26 protein-coding genes are annotated in these 14,034 nt (G+C 44.4%); 23 read left to right on the top strand and 3 right to left on the bottom strand.

Annotated elements, in window-relative coordinates:
• Window positions 1–87: 87 nt before the first annotated feature.
• Entirely contained in the window at window positions 88–987 is a 900-nt protein-coding gene (locus ACFO6W_RS07560) for a DUF2156 domain-containing protein (protein ID WP_379994932.1), read from the top strand.
• Between the two features lie 579 nt (window positions 988–1,566).
• Here ACFO6W_RS07560 and ACFO6W_RS07555 read toward each other — a convergent pair.
• Complete coding sequence (locus tag ACFO6W_RS07555) at window positions 1,567–2,163, bottom strand: hypothetical protein (RefSeq protein ID WP_379994930.1); 597 nt, start codon at window positions 2,161–2,163, stop codon at window positions 1,567–1,569.
• Window positions 2,164–2,194: 31 nt separating this feature from the next.
• Window positions 2,195–2,896, bottom strand: coding sequence for a S24 family peptidase (locus tag ACFO6W_RS07550; protein ID WP_379994928.1), 702 nt, complete (start codon window positions 2,894–2,896; stop codon window positions 2,195–2,197).
• Between the two features lie 115 nt (window positions 2,897–3,011).
• On the opposite strand from ACFO6W_RS07550, the gene ACFO6W_RS07545 reads away from it, so the two are divergent.
• The 22 genes from ACFO6W_RS07545 to ACFO6W_RS07440 all read left to right on the top strand — a co-directional run bounded on the left by ACFO6W_RS07545 (window position 3,012) and on the right by ACFO6W_RS07440 (window position 13,201).
• A complete protein-coding gene (locus tag ACFO6W_RS07545) occupies window positions 3,012–3,203 on the top strand; it encodes a hypothetical protein (protein ID WP_379994925.1) in 192 nt (63 codons plus the stop codon).
• Between the two features lie 7 nt (window positions 3,204–3,210).
• Complete coding sequence (locus ACFO6W_RS07540; protein ID WP_379994923.1) at window positions 3,211–3,633, top strand: hypothetical protein; 423 nt, start codon at window positions 3,211–3,213, stop codon at window positions 3,631–3,633.
• 245 nt (window positions 3,634–3,878) lie between these two features.
• The gene (locus ACFO6W_RS07535) at window positions 3,879–4,067 is read left to right on the top strand and encodes a hypothetical protein (RefSeq protein WP_379994921.1); all 189 of its coding nucleotides are present in this window, start codon (window positions 3,879–3,881) and stop codon (window positions 4,065–4,067) included.
• 18 nt (window positions 4,068–4,085) lie between these two features.
• Complete coding sequence (locus ACFO6W_RS07530; RefSeq protein WP_379994919.1) at window positions 4,086–4,502, top strand: hypothetical protein; 417 nt, start codon at window positions 4,086–4,088, stop codon at window positions 4,500–4,502.
• 5 nt (window positions 4,503–4,507) lie between these two features.
• The gene (locus ACFO6W_RS07525; RefSeq protein ID WP_379994917.1) at window positions 4,508–4,792 is read left to right on the top strand and encodes a hypothetical protein; all 285 of its coding nucleotides are present in this window, start codon (window positions 4,508–4,510) and stop codon (window positions 4,790–4,792) included.
• The gene (locus ACFO6W_RS07520; protein WP_379994914.1) at window positions 4,782–4,958 is read left to right on the top strand and encodes a hypothetical protein; all 177 of its coding nucleotides are present in this window, start codon (window positions 4,782–4,784) and stop codon (window positions 4,956–4,958) included. Before ACFO6W_RS07525 ends, ACFO6W_RS07520 begins: the two co-directional genes overlap by 11 nt.
• Entirely contained in the window at window positions 4,948–5,157 is a 210-nt protein-coding gene (locus ACFO6W_RS07515; protein ID WP_379994912.1) for a hypothetical protein, read from the top strand. The genes ACFO6W_RS07520 and ACFO6W_RS07515 overlap by 11 nt, the downstream gene beginning before the upstream one ends.
• Before the next feature lie 8 nt (window positions 5,158–5,165).
• A complete protein-coding gene (locus ACFO6W_RS07510) occupies window positions 5,166–5,411 on the top strand; it encodes a hypothetical protein (protein WP_379994910.1) in 246 nt (81 codons plus the stop codon).
• On the top strand, window positions 5,408–5,584 hold the full coding sequence (locus tag ACFO6W_RS07505; protein ID WP_379994908.1) for a hypothetical protein: 177 nt from the start codon (window positions 5,408–5,410) through the stop codon (window positions 5,582–5,584). Before ACFO6W_RS07510 ends, ACFO6W_RS07505 begins: the two co-directional genes overlap by 4 nt.
• A gap of 124 nt (window positions 5,585–5,708) precedes the next feature.
• Window positions 5,709–7,766, top strand: coding sequence for a hypothetical protein (locus tag ACFO6W_RS07500; protein ID WP_379994905.1), 2,058 nt, complete (start codon window positions 5,709–5,711; stop codon window positions 7,764–7,766).
• Between the two features lie 23 nt (window positions 7,767–7,789).
• Window positions 7,790–8,716 carry an AAA family ATPase gene (locus tag ACFO6W_RS07495; protein WP_379994903.1) on the top strand — a complete coding sequence of 309 codons (927 nt, stop codon included), beginning with the start codon at window positions 7,790–7,792 and terminating at the stop codon, window positions 8,714–8,716.
• A gap of 6 nt (window positions 8,717–8,722) precedes the next feature.
• On the top strand, window positions 8,723–9,355 hold the full coding sequence (locus ACFO6W_RS07490) for a hypothetical protein (RefSeq protein WP_379994900.1): 633 nt from the start codon (window positions 8,723–8,725) through the stop codon (window positions 9,353–9,355).
• A 15-nt stretch (window positions 9,356–9,370) separates the two neighbouring features.
• Window positions 9,371–9,832, top strand: coding sequence for a hypothetical protein (locus tag ACFO6W_RS07485; RefSeq protein ID WP_379994897.1), 462 nt, complete (start codon window positions 9,371–9,373; stop codon window positions 9,830–9,832).
• Between the two features lie 19 nt (window positions 9,833–9,851).
• Window positions 9,852–10,508, top strand: coding sequence for a DUF3164 family protein (locus tag ACFO6W_RS07480; RefSeq protein WP_379994895.1), 657 nt, complete (start codon window positions 9,852–9,854; stop codon window positions 10,506–10,508).
• Between the two features lie 31 nt (window positions 10,509–10,539).
• On the top strand, window positions 10,540–10,992 hold the full coding sequence (locus tag ACFO6W_RS07475) for a DUF4494 domain-containing protein (RefSeq protein WP_379994893.1): 453 nt from the start codon (window positions 10,540–10,542) through the stop codon (window positions 10,990–10,992).
• On the top strand, window positions 10,992–11,252 hold the full coding sequence (locus ACFO6W_RS07470; RefSeq protein ID WP_379994891.1) for a hypothetical protein: 261 nt from the start codon (window positions 10,992–10,994) through the stop codon (window positions 11,250–11,252). Before ACFO6W_RS07475 ends, ACFO6W_RS07470 begins: the two co-directional genes overlap by 1 nt.
• The gene (locus ACFO6W_RS07465) at window positions 11,249–11,503 is read left to right on the top strand and encodes a hypothetical protein (RefSeq protein WP_379994889.1); all 255 of its coding nucleotides are present in this window, start codon (window positions 11,249–11,251) and stop codon (window positions 11,501–11,503) included. The genes ACFO6W_RS07470 and ACFO6W_RS07465 overlap by 4 nt, the downstream gene beginning before the upstream one ends.
• Window positions 11,500–11,874, top strand: a complete 375-nt coding sequence (locus ACFO6W_RS07460) for a hypothetical protein (RefSeq protein WP_379994886.1) — start codon at window positions 11,500–11,502, stop codon at window positions 11,872–11,874. The genes ACFO6W_RS07465 and ACFO6W_RS07460 overlap by 4 nt, the downstream gene beginning before the upstream one ends.
• A complete protein-coding gene (locus ACFO6W_RS07455; protein WP_379994884.1) occupies window positions 11,864–12,109 on the top strand; it encodes a hypothetical protein in 246 nt (81 codons plus the stop codon). The genes ACFO6W_RS07460 and ACFO6W_RS07455 overlap by 11 nt, the downstream gene beginning before the upstream one ends.
• Before the next feature lie 115 nt (window positions 12,110–12,224).
• Window positions 12,225–12,446, top strand: a complete 222-nt coding sequence (locus ACFO6W_RS07450; RefSeq protein WP_379994882.1) for a hypothetical protein — start codon at window positions 12,225–12,227, stop codon at window positions 12,444–12,446.
• 7 nt (window positions 12,447–12,453) lie between these two features.
• Window positions 12,454–12,840, top strand: coding sequence for a hypothetical protein (locus ACFO6W_RS07445; protein WP_379994880.1), 387 nt, complete (start codon window positions 12,454–12,456; stop codon window positions 12,838–12,840).
• 73 nt (window positions 12,841–12,913) lie between these two features.
• The gene (locus ACFO6W_RS07440; protein ID WP_379994878.1) at window positions 12,914–13,201 is read left to right on the top strand and encodes a hypothetical protein; all 288 of its coding nucleotides are present in this window, start codon (window positions 12,914–12,916) and stop codon (window positions 13,199–13,201) included.
• A 61-nt stretch (window positions 13,202–13,262) separates the two neighbouring features.
• Here ACFO6W_RS07440 and ACFO6W_RS07435 read toward each other — a convergent pair whose 3' ends face one another.
• Window positions 13,263–14,006, bottom strand: a complete 744-nt coding sequence (locus ACFO6W_RS07435; protein ID WP_379994876.1) for a hypothetical protein — start codon at window positions 14,004–14,006, stop codon at window positions 13,263–13,265.
• Window positions 14,007–14,034 lie beyond the last annotated feature (28 nt).

Here is a 14,034-nt window from a genome sequence, read left to right as displayed (position 1 = left end):
ATAACATGCCGGTATCTGGATTGAGGGTCAGGAACTCGTTTCTTGTTTTCCCGTCTGCTTGTATCTAAAACATGTAACCCATTATTTATGATCAACTTTAAACAAATTACACTAACTGATAAAAAGGAAATAGATGCCTGTTTTTCCGGAAATATTTATAGAGCCTGTGACTTTTGCTTTGCCAACCTGTTTGCCTGGAATGCCAAGTTTAAAACAATGTATGCCATAGAGCACCGCACTATTTTTCTCCGTTTTCAGGATTCCGACGGGCAGCTTTATTACATGATGCCTATCGGTAAAATGCCGCTGAGAGACGCATTTGAGCTAATAATGAAAGATGCGGAAGACAATAAAATCCCGTTCCAGATGAAAGGTATCACACTCCGGATGTGGGAAAATATACAGAAGGAGATGCCGGATAAATTCCGCTACCTTCCCGACAGGAATAATGATGAATATATTTATCTGTCGGAAAAACTAATAAAGCTTTCCGGTAAAAAACTGCAAAGCAAGCGGAATCACATCAACCGCTTTAAAGCGGATAATCCTGATTGGGAATACTTCCCCCTGACCACTAAGAAAGAGCTGGACGAATGTGTGAGGATGCTTGATGAGTGGGAAGAGAAGTCTACATCAGCTATCAATATAACGCAGCGTTACGATTATATTGCGACAAGACTGATGCTCGAACATTTCGAATACCTGCAACTGCGTGGGGGAGCTGTCCGGGTGAATGGAAAGATAGTGGCTTTTACAATAGGGGAACCATTGACTGAAGACTCTTTTGTGGTGCATGTGGAAAAAGCATTCGGGGATATGAATGGTGCTTATACCATCATCAATCAGCAGTTTATAGAGCACGAAGCCTCGGATTTTATGTATATCAACAGAGAGGAAGATATGGGACTGGACAATCTGCGCAAAGCCAAGATGTCTTACTATCCGGATATTCTTCTCGAGGAAGCGATGTTGATACCGAAGGTATAAATTAGCCCCCTAATCCCCCGGAGGGGGACTTGCAGAGAGGTAATACCCCCCAAACGATTTATATATATTAGATAGTAAGAGAGGACAGGCGCAAACGCCTTTTGTATAAAGGGATTGAGAGAGACACACCCCCGAACGCGCCGACAAACGAAAGATATTTTGCTTATATTCCGGGTGCATTGTAGGTGCATTTTTTAGAGGCCTGTTGAGCCTCTTTTTTTGTGCCGCTACCCATGTGCTTAAATTATATTTAAACGCGCTATAAATGCCATATAAACGGCAAGTATATGCCGCTATACTTGCGCCCTGTTTTGATGCTCCCGGAGATGGTAAAAAATACCCGAAAAACAGGATGGACGAATAAGCGGACGAACAGCGGACGAACAAAACATATATAAAAAATACCACTGTAAAGGGGGGTATATAACATAAAACATATAAAAATATGATAAAATATTGCGTTTCTACCCCCCCTTTATAACATTATATTTTTAAATAATAGAGCATATATAAATAACTGATAGTTATTTGTTTATGACGAAATTACTTTGTTAATGGATTTATAAAACGTGTGCGCAATTATGCCTCGCGGGTATTATAAAATAATTCTCGTATCTTCTCTATTTCATCCAGATGTATGCCAGATGTATCTAATTCTAGTATTTTAAATAAATATTTTGCTTGATCGCCAACCTCTATTACCTGTTCCCGCCGTTTATTGATTGCGTGTTGTCGTTTTAATTCTTGGATTTCATTTAATTGCTTATCCGCATATCCGCTAAAACTAACAACAACACAACGCGCATAAAACTCCTTTAATTGAGTTATATCCGGGTTTTGAATCAGACTTAGCTGTAACTTTTTCAAGTATCTATTTGGATATAATTTTTTATAATTAAGTATTGCATTATTGATTGCCGACTGATAATAATCTTCTGTATGGAGTGTTATTAGTTGATTGTAAAAATTATCTACAAAACGAACTCTACTCTCCAGGGTTTGTAAATTCAATGTTGAGTAAATAATATCATAACTTTCAAAAAACTGCATGATTAGCCCTGATACCCGCATTACTTCAAATTTGATTGCTCGCGAATTTGTTTTTTTCTTTTTTCGAAGAAGAATTGATAAAGAAAAAGACCCTATGGCAATTAGGATCAAAATAACCACTTCCATTTTTTTAAAGTTTATGTTTTAGTTAAATCTATTATGTCATTGTATTATATCTAATGTTGGCCTGAACAATGGCTATTGCCATAACGGAGGATATCGGAATATCGACCGGGTTGTAGTGCTCGTTGTAAGATACCAGTTTCAGGTGATCCTTCTTATCCGATCGCTGGACATACTTAATTACGACATACTCGTCACCCTCTACTGAATATGATACGATGTAAATGTCGCCGTAATGCAAGTAATCGAGACTATGAATCTGCCTATATACTGCGATGTCGCCCGACTTCATCAACGGGTACATACTATCCCCTGTAATAAAAATAGCGCCGTCGCTCTTTGTAATATACGGAATCTTGATCGTGTCGATTATATTCTGCTTCCCACTCTCGAATAGCAGGCGCATACCCGCGGCCGCATTGATATCGTAAAGAGGTATAACCGTTTCCCCTTCAATTTTATTTTCAGGTTCAGCAACTATTAAAGGGGGGGCATTATCTATATTGTATTTTTTTATTTCCTGCTTGAGCATCTCTCCCTCACCTGTGAGGAGCCAAGAGATATCCAGATCATGACAATAGTCATTTATTTTCTTTAATATACTCTCTCCTAAATCGGCATTTCTCTTTTTCTGAACACTTAAATAGCCAGAAGAAAAACCAATTTCTTTTTCGAAAACAGTAGGCTTTGTGCCTTTATACTCAATATATTCATATAGACGGTCAATAGATTTCATATTAAATAATGAAAATTGTCATTGATTATTTTGATAAATGAATATTGTCATTTATATTTGTATTCGAATAACAAATGTTATGTGGCTGTAAATATAATAAAAAAATAAAGAAAGGATGAAAGAAAAAACACAAAGCGTATTCATGCAAATGCACAACGGCACACGGACGGGGGAAGGCTCGTTTAACGTGGCCCTGAGAGATTTATTTTACAAAGCGGGCGATCAGAACCGGCGCAAGCTGGTAGACGCGTTCCCTGAATTTTTCGGGGAAGAAGTGCCGGAGTTTGGGCTATTCAAAAAAAGCTGATGATGGTATGAAAAGTATAGTGACTATTGAAATGACTCTCCATTACAAGGAAATACCGGGGATAATAAAGCGCCTACAGTATGTAGAATATACTGTAAATGTAGATGGTAAAGAGGTTTGCCATATTAAATCCGCGCCTGATGTATGGGTAAAAAGCAATCACCCTTTGCGCGAATTTGAATTATGGCTGTTAGGAGAACAGGCCGAGGGCGGTAGCACTGGCAATATGCAAATTGACCACAAAGCAATAGAGCAAATCTCGCAGTACTATGCATTGGATTACAAGATTTTGCGAGATATGCTCGGATGGAAAAAGGCCATGCGGTTATTTCTTCGGGCCAAGTATAACTCCCTTTCGGGACATATCTATAAGCGCAGAAATAACATTCTTCATCTTAATATCTTTTTCCATCATTTTTTCAAGAAATGAATGTACGTCGCCAAGTTTTTGGAGTTGTTCGTCGGTCAGGTTAGTTCTCAATTCTTCTTCATAAAGATGTATGACTAAATCTCCCGAACCAGCATCAACCAACATTTGGCATTTTTCCCAGAGTTCATTCTCCATAATGATTAATGATTAAAAGTTAGACCTCAAAATTAATCATTTTTCCAGATAGGCAAGCACCGGTGTTCGAGCCACCGGCTGGAGCAAAGAATTTTTAAATTTTTATACATATGGAAAGATACGATCAGAAAGTAGCGACAAAGAAAGTACCGCGTCACGGGTATATCAATGACCTGGCGCGGCTATGCGGGTGCTGCCGGCAGACGGTAAGCAAAGCGCTGTTTGAAAATGCCAAAGGCGAGAAAGCCGATTTTGTGCGGAAGATGTACCGCACCAACTACAAAAACCAAGAAGTATAACCTTAAAACAGTAAAATCATGGCAGTAATGACAATCTGGAACAGAAAGGAGATCAATATCCTGCGCAAGTATTACCCTGACATGGGTGTGCTGGTAAAGCTGCTGAATAAGTCAGCCTATAAAATAAACAAGAAAGTTGCGGAACTGGGACTGACGACAGGTAACAGTGATCAGTTAGCAGTTAACAAGGGAGCCCGCGGCGGGGATCATCACCGGCTGAAGGGTGAAGGTTGCCTGTATAACCCTAAGCGCCGGAGCGTGAAGGACATCGAGCGTGACCTTGCGCAGATGGAGCGATGCATAGCCACAGGCGTGGATATGGAGCACTGGAGCGGGCTTGTGAACAAATACAACGCCCTGCAATATGAATACAGCCGTGCCCTGGAGTCGGAAGGCTCCGGAGAAACGAAGCGGAAAAACAAAATTAATGCCTGAAAGACATGGAAAGAACGATAGTTAACGGCCACTATGTAAGCCAGCACAGGAAGAATATAACCAAGTTCGTACAACGCCTGAAGGACGAGGCCGTGTCGATGCTGGAAGAAGGAAAGACCCTGAAGGAAATCTACGACGCCCTGAACCCTGAGATACACAGCAAGGCTAACGGCATCTATACAAGCTACCGGGCTGCCTGCGAATGGGCCAAATATGACGCCCTGCATATACGCAACGCCAACGGGGACTATACGATAATAACCATAATACCTGTAGGCTATGAAAGCTAATGATCTGATAAAAGGCCGGCTGTATCGCTATACCGCAAACCGTACAGATATTCCCGTGGTATACCTGTATGAAACGATTAACGGATATATATTTTCTGCCGGAGGTGTGAAGAAAGAGTTGAGTACTAACATGGTTAAATCATACATAGAAGAATATGAGGGCTAAACTGATCATAGCCGGCTGGATGCTGGCATTAATGCTGACGACATATACAGGCGTAAGCCTGCTGATATGGGGGGGTATTATCGCCCTGATGGGTGTAATGACATACCTGATGAACAGGTACTGGTGGGAAGTAGCCAGGGAGGTGATAAGGATGGAGCGACGGGTGATGGCGATCTGCAAGAAATTGACAACTAAATAATTGATATTATGTACAACGAGAAACAATTTTTACTACCTGAAAGCCCTAACAGCATGGCGTGTTACCATGCCAAGATAGACGCTGACGGCAAGATGAAGCTGACTATCCACGACTGTAACAACTCGATCAGGTTGCATAACGACCTGAGCACTGCGTCCGGAGTTCGCGAGGCACTCGACAAGCTGGCAGCGTTGGAGGCAGGTATAGCAGACCTGAAGATGCATATTATTGACAATCAAAATAGATGGCTATGAAAACGAAAGACTTAAAGCCGGGAAAGGATTACCTGTATAACGGCAACAGCGTGCTGGTAAAGGTAAGGTACAATGGGAATTGTAAAGAGGGGCATTCCTTCACGGAAAGGGGCAGGAAAGGCGAGACGCATAGCCTGAGCGCTAAGGAGGTGGATGCGTATATAGAATCATAAAGACGGCCCGGAAAGACGGGCAACCGGGGGAGATTACAGTTAACAGTCAACAGTTAAACAGTTAGCAGTAAATGAGGCAAAGCGGGGGTTCGAATCCCTCCTCCACAAAAGAAACAATAACGATATGCAAAAATATAATCCATACGAATATATAAACGGGAAGCCGGGCATACAAGGCCGCGCGATATTTAGCGGCAAGAACGCTCACCCGGAAAGTTTATGCTTGATCGGGGAACGCGGGCTACAAATGAAGGTAGAACGCGGGCAGGTTATAAAATTGCGGATAAATGCCCCTAATAGCCCTATGCTTGTGCAACTCGATACATTGCCGCAAAAGTGGCAGGAAGCAGTTGCGGTCATGTGGGGCAATCCTCCCAGGCTGGTACAACAATCGTTGTTTGAAAAACACTTTGTGCGCGACATGGCGGCCTTTGATTTTTACTCGTGGACATTCAGGTTTGACGACGGCACGGGCCTGGATAAAGACAAAATAGATGAATATACGCTTAACGCGTCGGTGCTGAATACAGCAGGCCGCATTTATGATATGCGCTACAAGCTGCGCAAGGAATTACGCGGAGAGGTACGCGATATCTGGGGCATTATCACAACTGAGATAAACCGCTTCAAAACAGAATCGGGGCACACGCTCCCGGAGAACGAACAATACTTGCGCCGGGTGTACAACAAGTATAAAACCGGAAGTTACAAAGCGATCATTTCCGGCAAGCACAAGAACATCAACGCACGCAAAGTATTCGACCACACAGAACAATTGCTCAACAACCTATTTGCCGGAGTGGAACAAAAGCCAACGGCGGCGGAGGTTGCCGGGCAATACGACGGTTTCCTGAGCGGGTATGTGGAAGTGATAAACAACGAAACCGGGGAACTCTACAACCCTAAAGAATACAAGCAAATAAGCGAAAGCACCATCCGTACTTATCTGACCAAGTGGGAGAACGAAATAGGCACGCACAAGAAAAGAAGCGGCGACAGACAAAAATATATGCAACGATTCAAGCCGTACCACTCACTCAACCAACCCGGCTTTGCCGGCTCTATCATATCCATTGACGACCGCCAACCGGTGTTCAAGTATGCCGAAAACAAGCGCATGTGGTTTTACAACGGTATTGACCTGGGAAGCGAGGCCTTTACCTGCTGGGTATATGGAAAAGAAAAAGCCGGCATAATAAGCGAGTTTTACAGACAGATGGTGCGCAACTATGCACAATGGGGGCTTAACCTCCCGGCGGAACTGGAGGGCGAACTTAACCTGAACGCGAGTTTTAAAGATACATTCCTGAAAGAGGGCAATATGTTCCAGTATGTGCGCATAGAAGCGAACAACGCACGCGGAAAGCGCATAGAAGCATATTACAGGCCATTGAGGTATAAGTATGAGAAACGCCGCGCCGGTTGGCTGGCCCGCCCGTTCGCGCTTAGTGAAGCCAACCAGGCCGGCCCCGGTGCCGAAAAGATAATACCATACGATGAAATAGTGGAAGGTTGTTTGCGCGACATCCAGACGTGGAACAACTCGGAACACTCAAAAATAAAAGGTATGAGCCGTTGGGACGTGTTCCTGTCGATGCAAAACCCTAAAGTCCGCCCGACGAACTATCACGGAATATTGCCCTACTTAGGGTATAAGACGGAAACGTCGGTACATGCCGGAATAATCCGCTTTAGAAACTCGGAGTTCCTTTTAGGTATGGACGGGGTGATTGCCGTGGGCAATAAATTAATAAACCTGATGAAGCAAGCCGAGAACCGCGACATAGATATTTATTGGCTTAACAACAATTTCGGCGGCGTGCTGAAAGCCCATATCTACATCGGAAACCAGTTTATCTGTGAAGCCGTTGAAAAACCACGCTACAATAAAGCCCGGATAGAGCAAACCGACGAGGATCTGATCAATCGCGAACTAATGAGCAAGTATGTGGCAACGACAGAGGCATACGGGAAAAACAGGGCAAAGCAAATAGACAATGTAACAATCGTGGACAACCGCCCGGTAACGGTCGGCAACTCCTTTGTAATGCCCGGCCTGCATAACCCTGTAATCAGCGACGAAACGGCGCGCACATTGGAAGATATAAACGACAACGAAGAAATGTTTATGGGTGAAGCGCAAACACAATCGTTTGTGCCCTCGATGAAAGAAAGATTTTAATAATAACTAAAAAATATTGACTTATGAACTTACCGAAAGGATATAAAGAAAAGGTTGCAAACGCACTGATAGAACAACGCGCCAACTATGGCGGAACAGACGCCGCATACGCCCGGCTGATGGACTTGAACGTATCGGTGTTCTCCCGTATAAAAACACAGATAAAAGAGGGTGTAGACGAATTGGACAAGCTGGTAAGCAACTCGCAGTGGGTTGCCCTCGGCCGGAAAGTGGGCGTAACGTTGCGCGAAACAAACTGGGTGCCTGTGGAAACGGATGTCTTTGTAATGATAAGGGAGGACATCATGTTCTGCAAAGACTATTCTAAAAGCCGCATTTTCGTAGATAACTGCGGGATAGGCAAAACATTTGCTGCCAAGTATATAGCCAAGAAAGAAAAGAATGTGTTCTATATCGACGCGACGCAATGCAGTACGAAAATAGAACTGATAAAAGCCCTGGCGCGCGCCGTCGGTTTGGAGGTGCGATGCAGAAGCAAGCTGAAAGACCTCAAGGAAGATACAAAATATTACCTCTCCTCGGTGCTCGACCGCCCGGTTATGATAATAGACGAGGCCGGCGCACTGGATAAAGACGCCCTGGGCATTATACAGGAATACTGGAACGCGACAGAGGACTTTTGCGGATGGTACCTTATGGGGGCAAACGCTTTGCGCTCGAAAATAGAAAGAGGTGTGTCGCACGACCATACATACTATGCCGAGTTGTTCTCCCGCTTTTCCGAGAAATTCTCAAAGATTGTGCCTAAAGACGAGGCCAGCAGGATAGCTTTTTACAAAAAACTTATCCGAGACGTGCTGTCTGCCAACATGGAGGACAAAAAAGACCTTGACCGCCTGGTTAACCAGTGCCTGATAGTAGACAAGGAAACGGGCACTATTTCCGGCCTGAGGCGCGCGCAATCCATTCTTTTACTACATAGCAACTAAGGAGGCATGGCGCGGAGTTTATCGACACAAAACCTATTTGACAAGAAACCCAAACGGCTGGTAAAACTGTATAGCCCCATACTGAAGGAAGCTATCGGCCCGGCCGAGAGAAAGGGTTGCTGGCTCATATACGGCCCGGAAAAGAACGGCAAGACATTGCTCGCCGGATTCCTGACCAAAGACCTGGCTAAGGATGAAAAGGTTTGGTATATATCGGCGGAGGAGGGCACGGACGAAAGTTTTAAAGCCGGTATGCGCCGCTCCGGTGTAACAACCTCGGTAAAAGTGCAATGGGATGAATACCTGCCAATGGAGGATATTATAAAAGAACTTGGCGAGGGTACAAAGAAACGGATGGGAGTTGTAATAATCGACAACCTGACAATGTATTTGGATGAAATAACCCCTTCGGAACTAAAGAAAAAACTAATTGACGCATTCCCGGACAAGCTGTTTATCCTCCTTGCGCATGAAGAAAGAAAAGAGCCATACGGCGCGCTTGCAAGGATGGCAAGGAAAATAGCAAAGGTCATACTTCATGTGAAAGGCTTAACGGCATTTATTACAAGCCGGTACGCTCCCGGAGGCGAGCTGGTGATGGACGATGAGAAAAGCGCGATTTTTTGGGGTGACAATTAATAAAACATTGATAATATGACAACAAAAGCACAAAACAAAGTTTCCCATGGTTCCTTTTGGGGCCTACTGAAAAAGACGGCCAATTATAACGAAGCCTACAAAGAGGATATAAAGGCGGCATGGGTGTGCCAGTATTCCCCTGACGGAAAAACGGAAAGCCTGAACGAGTTATACAATATGAGTCGCTCCGCTTATTTCTCCATGCTTAACGCGATGAAAAAAGAAGCCAGGACAACGGCCGACCGGAACGACGCCCAGCGTAAAAAGTTGTTCTTCCTTATCCGGCAATTTTTCAAACATGCCGGGTATGAATACGATGCGGCCAAAGGCAAGAAAATAGCCTGTAAGGCGTGTGGCGTTCAACGGTTGAACGATGCACCGGAACATAAGTTAATAGCAGCTATCAAAGCATTTGAAAATAACGAGGCCGGGGCGTGGGTGTCGTCGGTATTGAATAAAGCGGCAGAGGGTGTATGAATTTATATAATATAAAATTATGAATACAAAAACAGTAGAAATGACAGCCGCCGAAATGGCGCAATTCGAGGAGTTCAAGAAGGAACAGGCCCGGAAAGAAAAAGAAGTTAAAACAGCGGAGAACCGCGAAGCGTACAAAATACTTGTGGATGAAACAATAAACGGCGTCTTTCCCCAGATAGAGGAATTGTCGGAAATGCTCGCAAGTAAAAAGGAAAGTATTTACAGGCAATTCGATGAAGCCGTTGAACTAAAAGCCGACGCCTTTGGAATAAAGGACGGCCAACGCTCGCACACCTTCACATCGCAGGATGGAAAACGCCGTATCATTTTGGGTTACCATGAGACGGACGCATACGATGATACGGTAAACGACGGCATTGCGAAAGTGCAAAAGTTTATTGAATCGCTGGCGAAGGACAGCGACTCGCAAATGCTTGTCAGCGGTATTTTGCGGCTGTTGAGCACCAACACAAAGACCGGAACCCTGAAAGCCTCCCGCGTGATGCAACTCCGCAAGATGGCAGACGAAAGCGGAAACGAGGAGTTTATCGACGGGGTGAAGATCATAGAGGCAGCGTACCGTCCTGTACTCTCGAAACAGTATGTAAGGGCTGAGAAACGGGGCAACAATAACGAGTGGGTTAATATTCCGCTTGGAATGACTGAGGCTTAAATAATTATTCACTTTTAAAATATTGACTATTATGTACAATTGGTTTGAATGCCGGGCGCGGTATGAAAAGACGCTCGATAATGGAATGCAAAAAAAAGTTACCGAGCCGTATCTGGTGGATGCCCTCTCACATACAGAGGCGGAGGCGCGATTTATCAAGGAGATAAAGCCCTATATAAGTGGTGAGTTTGAAGTTGTCGGTATAAAGCCCGCAAAAATTAACGAAATGTTCTTTAATGGCAATGGCGACCGTTGGTTTAAGGCTAAGGTGAATTTTATCACCCTGGACGAAAAAAGCGGAACAGAAAAGAAAACACCGGTTACAATATATGCGCAGGCGAGCGATATAGGGGAGGCTTTATCTGTTGTGAAAAAAGGTATGGCGGGAACCCTCGCGGATTATACTATCGCATCATTGAGCGAAACGGCAATCATGGACGTATTTCCGTATGAGGCGGAAAGTAAAGCAGAGGAGGACGAGTGATGAGTAGTATCAAATGTATCACATTCGACCGGGAGGCACAGGAAGCCCTGCCGGAACATATTAAGGCGAAGATGAAAGCGGACAGGGAAAAGGCCCGGACCGAAGCTGATCAGGAATTACGGGAGGCGGCTTTGCCCCTTATTAAGTTCCTGAATGAGAAACATCACCCGCATGCGATAGCGATAGTGTCTGTCGATAGCGTGGAAATTATGGAAGGCGTCTGTATAGTTAATAATATTAATGATTTTATAAACGATTGACTATGGCAAAGAAAGAATTATGTGTGCGGCTGATCGTGGACGAGTGCCACGTAAATATGGCGGCTTCGATGCTGGGCTTAACGCTTAGCCCGGAGGAACAGGATAAGAAGTTTTACAACCGCGATGAACCTCTGGCGGTAGACGTTAGTGAGATGAGCGACGGCGACAAAGAGTCGGAAATGGGTATGACAATGGCATTCACCCTGTTTGTTATTGCGAAGGACGCCGAAAAAGAGGAGGACAACGGATGATTATCGCAATAGATTTTGACGGAACGCTGCACACAGGGGAATGGCCGGGTATCGGCGCGCCCGCTCCTTGTGCGGCTGATGTGATGCAGGCGCTGAAAGATAAAGGGCATTACCTTATCGTCTGGACGTGCCGCGAGGGTGACGCGCAACGCGACGCCGTTAACTGGCTGCTGGAAAATAATATCCCTTTCGACAGGGTGAACGATAATAACCCTGCGCAAACGGAGATATACAATACTAACTCCCGCAAAATATCGGCACATCTGTATATCGATGACAAGCAGGTCGGCGGGTTGCCATCCTGGCCGGATATATTGGATTATGTGGAAAAACTAGAAGCAGATTATAAACAGTTGCAACATGGAACGTAAGAAAGTAACAATAGAGGATATAAGGAAACTGGCCAAAGCCCTCGAGAATCAGCCGTTACCCAGGGATGACAGGCCGAATATTACTTCTATTGATGAACTGGTCAGATATGACGAATTATGTTTAAAGAATCTTAATAAAATACTGCATGGAAAGGAAAGTACGCGATATAATCTACCGGCTTCGAAAATCGGGGGGGGTGAAAATCAACACCAAGACGCGGACAATCTATTATGAGTACCAGAACGAGGTCGATATGAATAAGATGCACCGGAAGGCGGTTGAACGCCTGTGTAAAGAATTTGGGTTTGTGAGGCAGGCGGAGATAGTTTAATATATTGATTAGCAAATTATGAGCAAAGAAGAATTTACACAACGATTCAACGAGCTAAAGAATAAGTATTCTTTATTCTGGACGTGGAGTTGCGACCTGCTTTCGATAGCGAATGTATTAGTCTATAAAGATGCTGACGGTATCGAAGATAGATTTATTACAGAAATAGATGTAAACACACCCGATGGCCGGGAGAAGGGTATAAGTGACATTGAACGATATTTTATAAGTAATGAGTAATAAAAGTATGGATATAATAATAGTGTTGGTTGTAATAGTCGTGTTGAGCCTGATGGCGAACATAAGCCTTGCGCATCAGGTGTACGGGCTAAAAAAGCGACTGTTGTATAAAGATATTGAGATAATGAACCTGCGCCGGGAACTATGGGGGGAACTCCCATATTCTTTCAGGCAGGCAAGTAAAAAGCTAAAGGAGTTTGGTAATGCAGCCCGCGTGATGAGCGTTTCTGAAGGTGACCTGTATATGAAATTAAAGGCAGGTGAAATTCCATTGCATAATTTTAACAGACCAATAGTAGACGAAAAAGGAAAGGTAATAATACCGGGACAAAACATTGATAACGACGAATATTGTAAGCGTTTTCATAAAAAACCGGGAGTGCCGGGAAAATAAAAAGCCTCTCACATATCCCGAAAGATTTTGCAAAAGGCCGGCGGCAAAGGCAAAAGTACAAAATATTTCGGATATGGCATATAACAAGCGTAATTTATTACTCAAAATCATTGCAATACAGGAAATTGTGATAAAAGAGCAGAAAAGAGGCGCCACTCAACGGTGGATATTTAAAAACCTCATTGAAGATGTTTTCTTTGTTTCCGAACCTGCATTCAATAAATATCTTGCGCGAAATGCCAAACATGAATTAGCAGTACTGGACAAAGAAGAGGCAGAAAAGACCGCCGGAAAAGCGGCAAAGGCAGCAAGGAGAGAGGCAGAAGCGAGAGCGCAATTAGAACTGTTTTTCCCGGAATAAGGACAAAAAAGGCGATCACTCCTGGCAGATCTGCTCGCCTTTTTTTTGTTGAACTGATAAATTAACCAACATCATACAAAGGCGGTGTTTCTTCGATTACGGGGACGCCGCCTTCTTCTATCTCCAGCTCCGCGTCCGGGTTCTCGCTTTCGGTGTATATATGTTGCGCTGAATAGTCCACTACGTTGCACTGGAAAGAAACGCGGTACAGGTTGCCCGCGCCTCCGCTTTCCTCCCGTCCCATATATACACGGCGCATGGTGCTGTATGTTTCGCCGTCTTTGCCGTGAAAGAGCGCGTGCAGGCGCGTCAGGCTGTTCAGGTAGTCGAGCGCCCGGCTTTGTGTTTTGCTGCCCTGGTATGTATCCGAGAATGTCTCAAAAAACAAATACATATCTACCTGCATGTCGCAGTCCTGTACAAGTTGCCCCCGGTCTTCGATGTTCACAGAGGAGAATCCGATAAATACGGCGGGCGTGGCAAACGGCAACTCCTCCGTCAGAAAACTTACCTGCTCGTGCCAAAGGTCGACGAATTGTATTTCCGGAAGTTTGCCTTCGAAAGATATACGCCCGGTGTTTACCCAGCCCTCGAATACAACAATGCCGTACTCGTTCTTTTTCACTGTGTAGCGAAAAATCAAACTATTGCCGGCCGTGTCCTTTTCGCTCATCACCCGCACCGCGTCACCGTCCTGCGGCCTCTTTACCGTTGCCAGTTCGGTTATATCATCAACCTTGCCTCGCTCGTTAAGCCCGGTTATCTTTTCGGCGATCTCTGTATAAATATCGTTCCAATATTGCATAATGCTAATTATTTAATATGCCAATGTG

This window comes from Dysgonomonas termitidis, assembly GCF_042654545.1.
In the GTDB taxonomy this organism is placed as follows: domain Bacteria; phylum Bacteroidota; class Bacteroidia; order Bacteroidales; family Dysgonomonadaceae; genus Dysgonomonas; species Dysgonomonas termitidis.
Note: the sequence above shows the minus strand (reverse complement) of the source record. Positions and strands in the feature narration are given on the sequence as shown.

Coding starts and splice junctions, on each gene's coding strand:
- ACFO6W_RS07440 (WP_379994878.1), top strand. CDS start 12,914: ATGGCATATAACAAGCGTAATTTATTACTCAAAATCATTGCAATACAG.
- ACFO6W_RS07525 (WP_379994917.1), top strand. CDS start 4,508: ATGGAAAGAACGATAGTTAACGGCCACTATGTAAGCCAGCACAGGAAG.
- ACFO6W_RS07540 (WP_379994923.1), top strand. CDS start 3,211: ATGAAAAGTATAGTGACTATTGAAATGACTCTCCATTACAAGGAAATA.
- ACFO6W_RS07555 (WP_379994930.1), bottom strand. CDS start 2,163: ATGGAAGTGGTTATTTTGATCCTAATTGCCATAGGGTCTTTTTCTTTA.
- ACFO6W_RS07535 (WP_379994921.1), top strand. CDS start 3,879: ATGGAAAGATACGATCAGAAAGTAGCGACAAAGAAAGTACCGCGTCAC.
- ACFO6W_RS07560 (WP_379994932.1), top strand. CDS start 88: ATGATCAACTTTAAACAAATTACACTAACTGATAAAAAGGAAATAGAT.
- ACFO6W_RS07445 (WP_379994880.1), top strand. CDS start 12,454: ATGGATATAATAATAGTGTTGGTTGTAATAGTCGTGTTGAGCCTGATG.
- ACFO6W_RS07515 (WP_379994912.1), top strand. CDS start 4,948: ATGAGGGCTAAACTGATCATAGCCGGCTGGATGCTGGCATTAATGCTG.
- ACFO6W_RS07505 (WP_379994908.1), top strand. CDS start 5,408: ATGAAAACGAAAGACTTAAAGCCGGGAAAGGATTACCTGTATAACGGC.
- ACFO6W_RS07470 (WP_379994891.1), top strand. CDS start 10,992: ATGAGTAGTATCAAATGTATCACATTCGACCGGGAGGCACAGGAAGCC.
- ACFO6W_RS07435 (WP_379994876.1), bottom strand. CDS start 14,006: ATGCAATATTGGAACGATATTTATACAGAGATCGCCGAAAAGATAACC.
- ACFO6W_RS07460 (WP_379994886.1), top strand. CDS start 11,500: ATGATTATCGCAATAGATTTTGACGGAACGCTGCACACAGGGGAATGG.
- ACFO6W_RS07485 (WP_379994897.1), top strand. CDS start 9,371: ATGACAACAAAAGCACAAAACAAAGTTTCCCATGGTTCCTTTTGGGGC.
- ACFO6W_RS07530 (WP_379994919.1), top strand. CDS start 4,086: ATGGCAGTAATGACAATCTGGAACAGAAAGGAGATCAATATCCTGCGC.
- ACFO6W_RS07500 (WP_379994905.1), top strand. CDS start 5,709: ATGCAAAAATATAATCCATACGAATATATAAACGGGAAGCCGGGCATA.
- ACFO6W_RS07495 (WP_379994903.1), top strand. CDS start 7,790: ATGAACTTACCGAAAGGATATAAAGAAAAGGTTGCAAACGCACTGATA.
- ACFO6W_RS07550 (WP_379994928.1), bottom strand. CDS start 2,896: ATGAAATCTATTGACCGTCTATATGAATATATTGAGTATAAAGGCACA.
- ACFO6W_RS07475 (WP_379994893.1), top strand. CDS start 10,540: ATGTACAATTGGTTTGAATGCCGGGCGCGGTATGAAAAGACGCTCGAT.
- ACFO6W_RS07450 (WP_379994882.1), top strand. CDS start 12,225: ATGAGCAAAGAAGAATTTACACAACGATTCAACGAGCTAAAGAATAAG.
- ACFO6W_RS07455 (WP_379994884.1), top strand. CDS start 11,864: ATGGAACGTAAGAAAGTAACAATAGAGGATATAAGGAAACTGGCCAAA.
- ACFO6W_RS07510 (WP_379994910.1), top strand. CDS start 5,166: ATGTACAACGAGAAACAATTTTTACTACCTGAAAGCCCTAACAGCATG.
- ACFO6W_RS07480 (WP_379994895.1), top strand. CDS start 9,852: ATGAATACAAAAACAGTAGAAATGACAGCCGCCGAAATGGCGCAATTC.
- ACFO6W_RS07490 (WP_379994900.1), top strand. CDS start 8,723: ATGGCGCGGAGTTTATCGACACAAAACCTATTTGACAAGAAACCCAAA.
- ACFO6W_RS07520 (WP_379994914.1), top strand. CDS start 4,782: ATGAAAGCTAATGATCTGATAAAAGGCCGGCTGTATCGCTATACCGCA.
- ACFO6W_RS07545 (WP_379994925.1), top strand. CDS start 3,012: ATGAAAGAAAAAACACAAAGCGTATTCATGCAAATGCACAACGGCACA.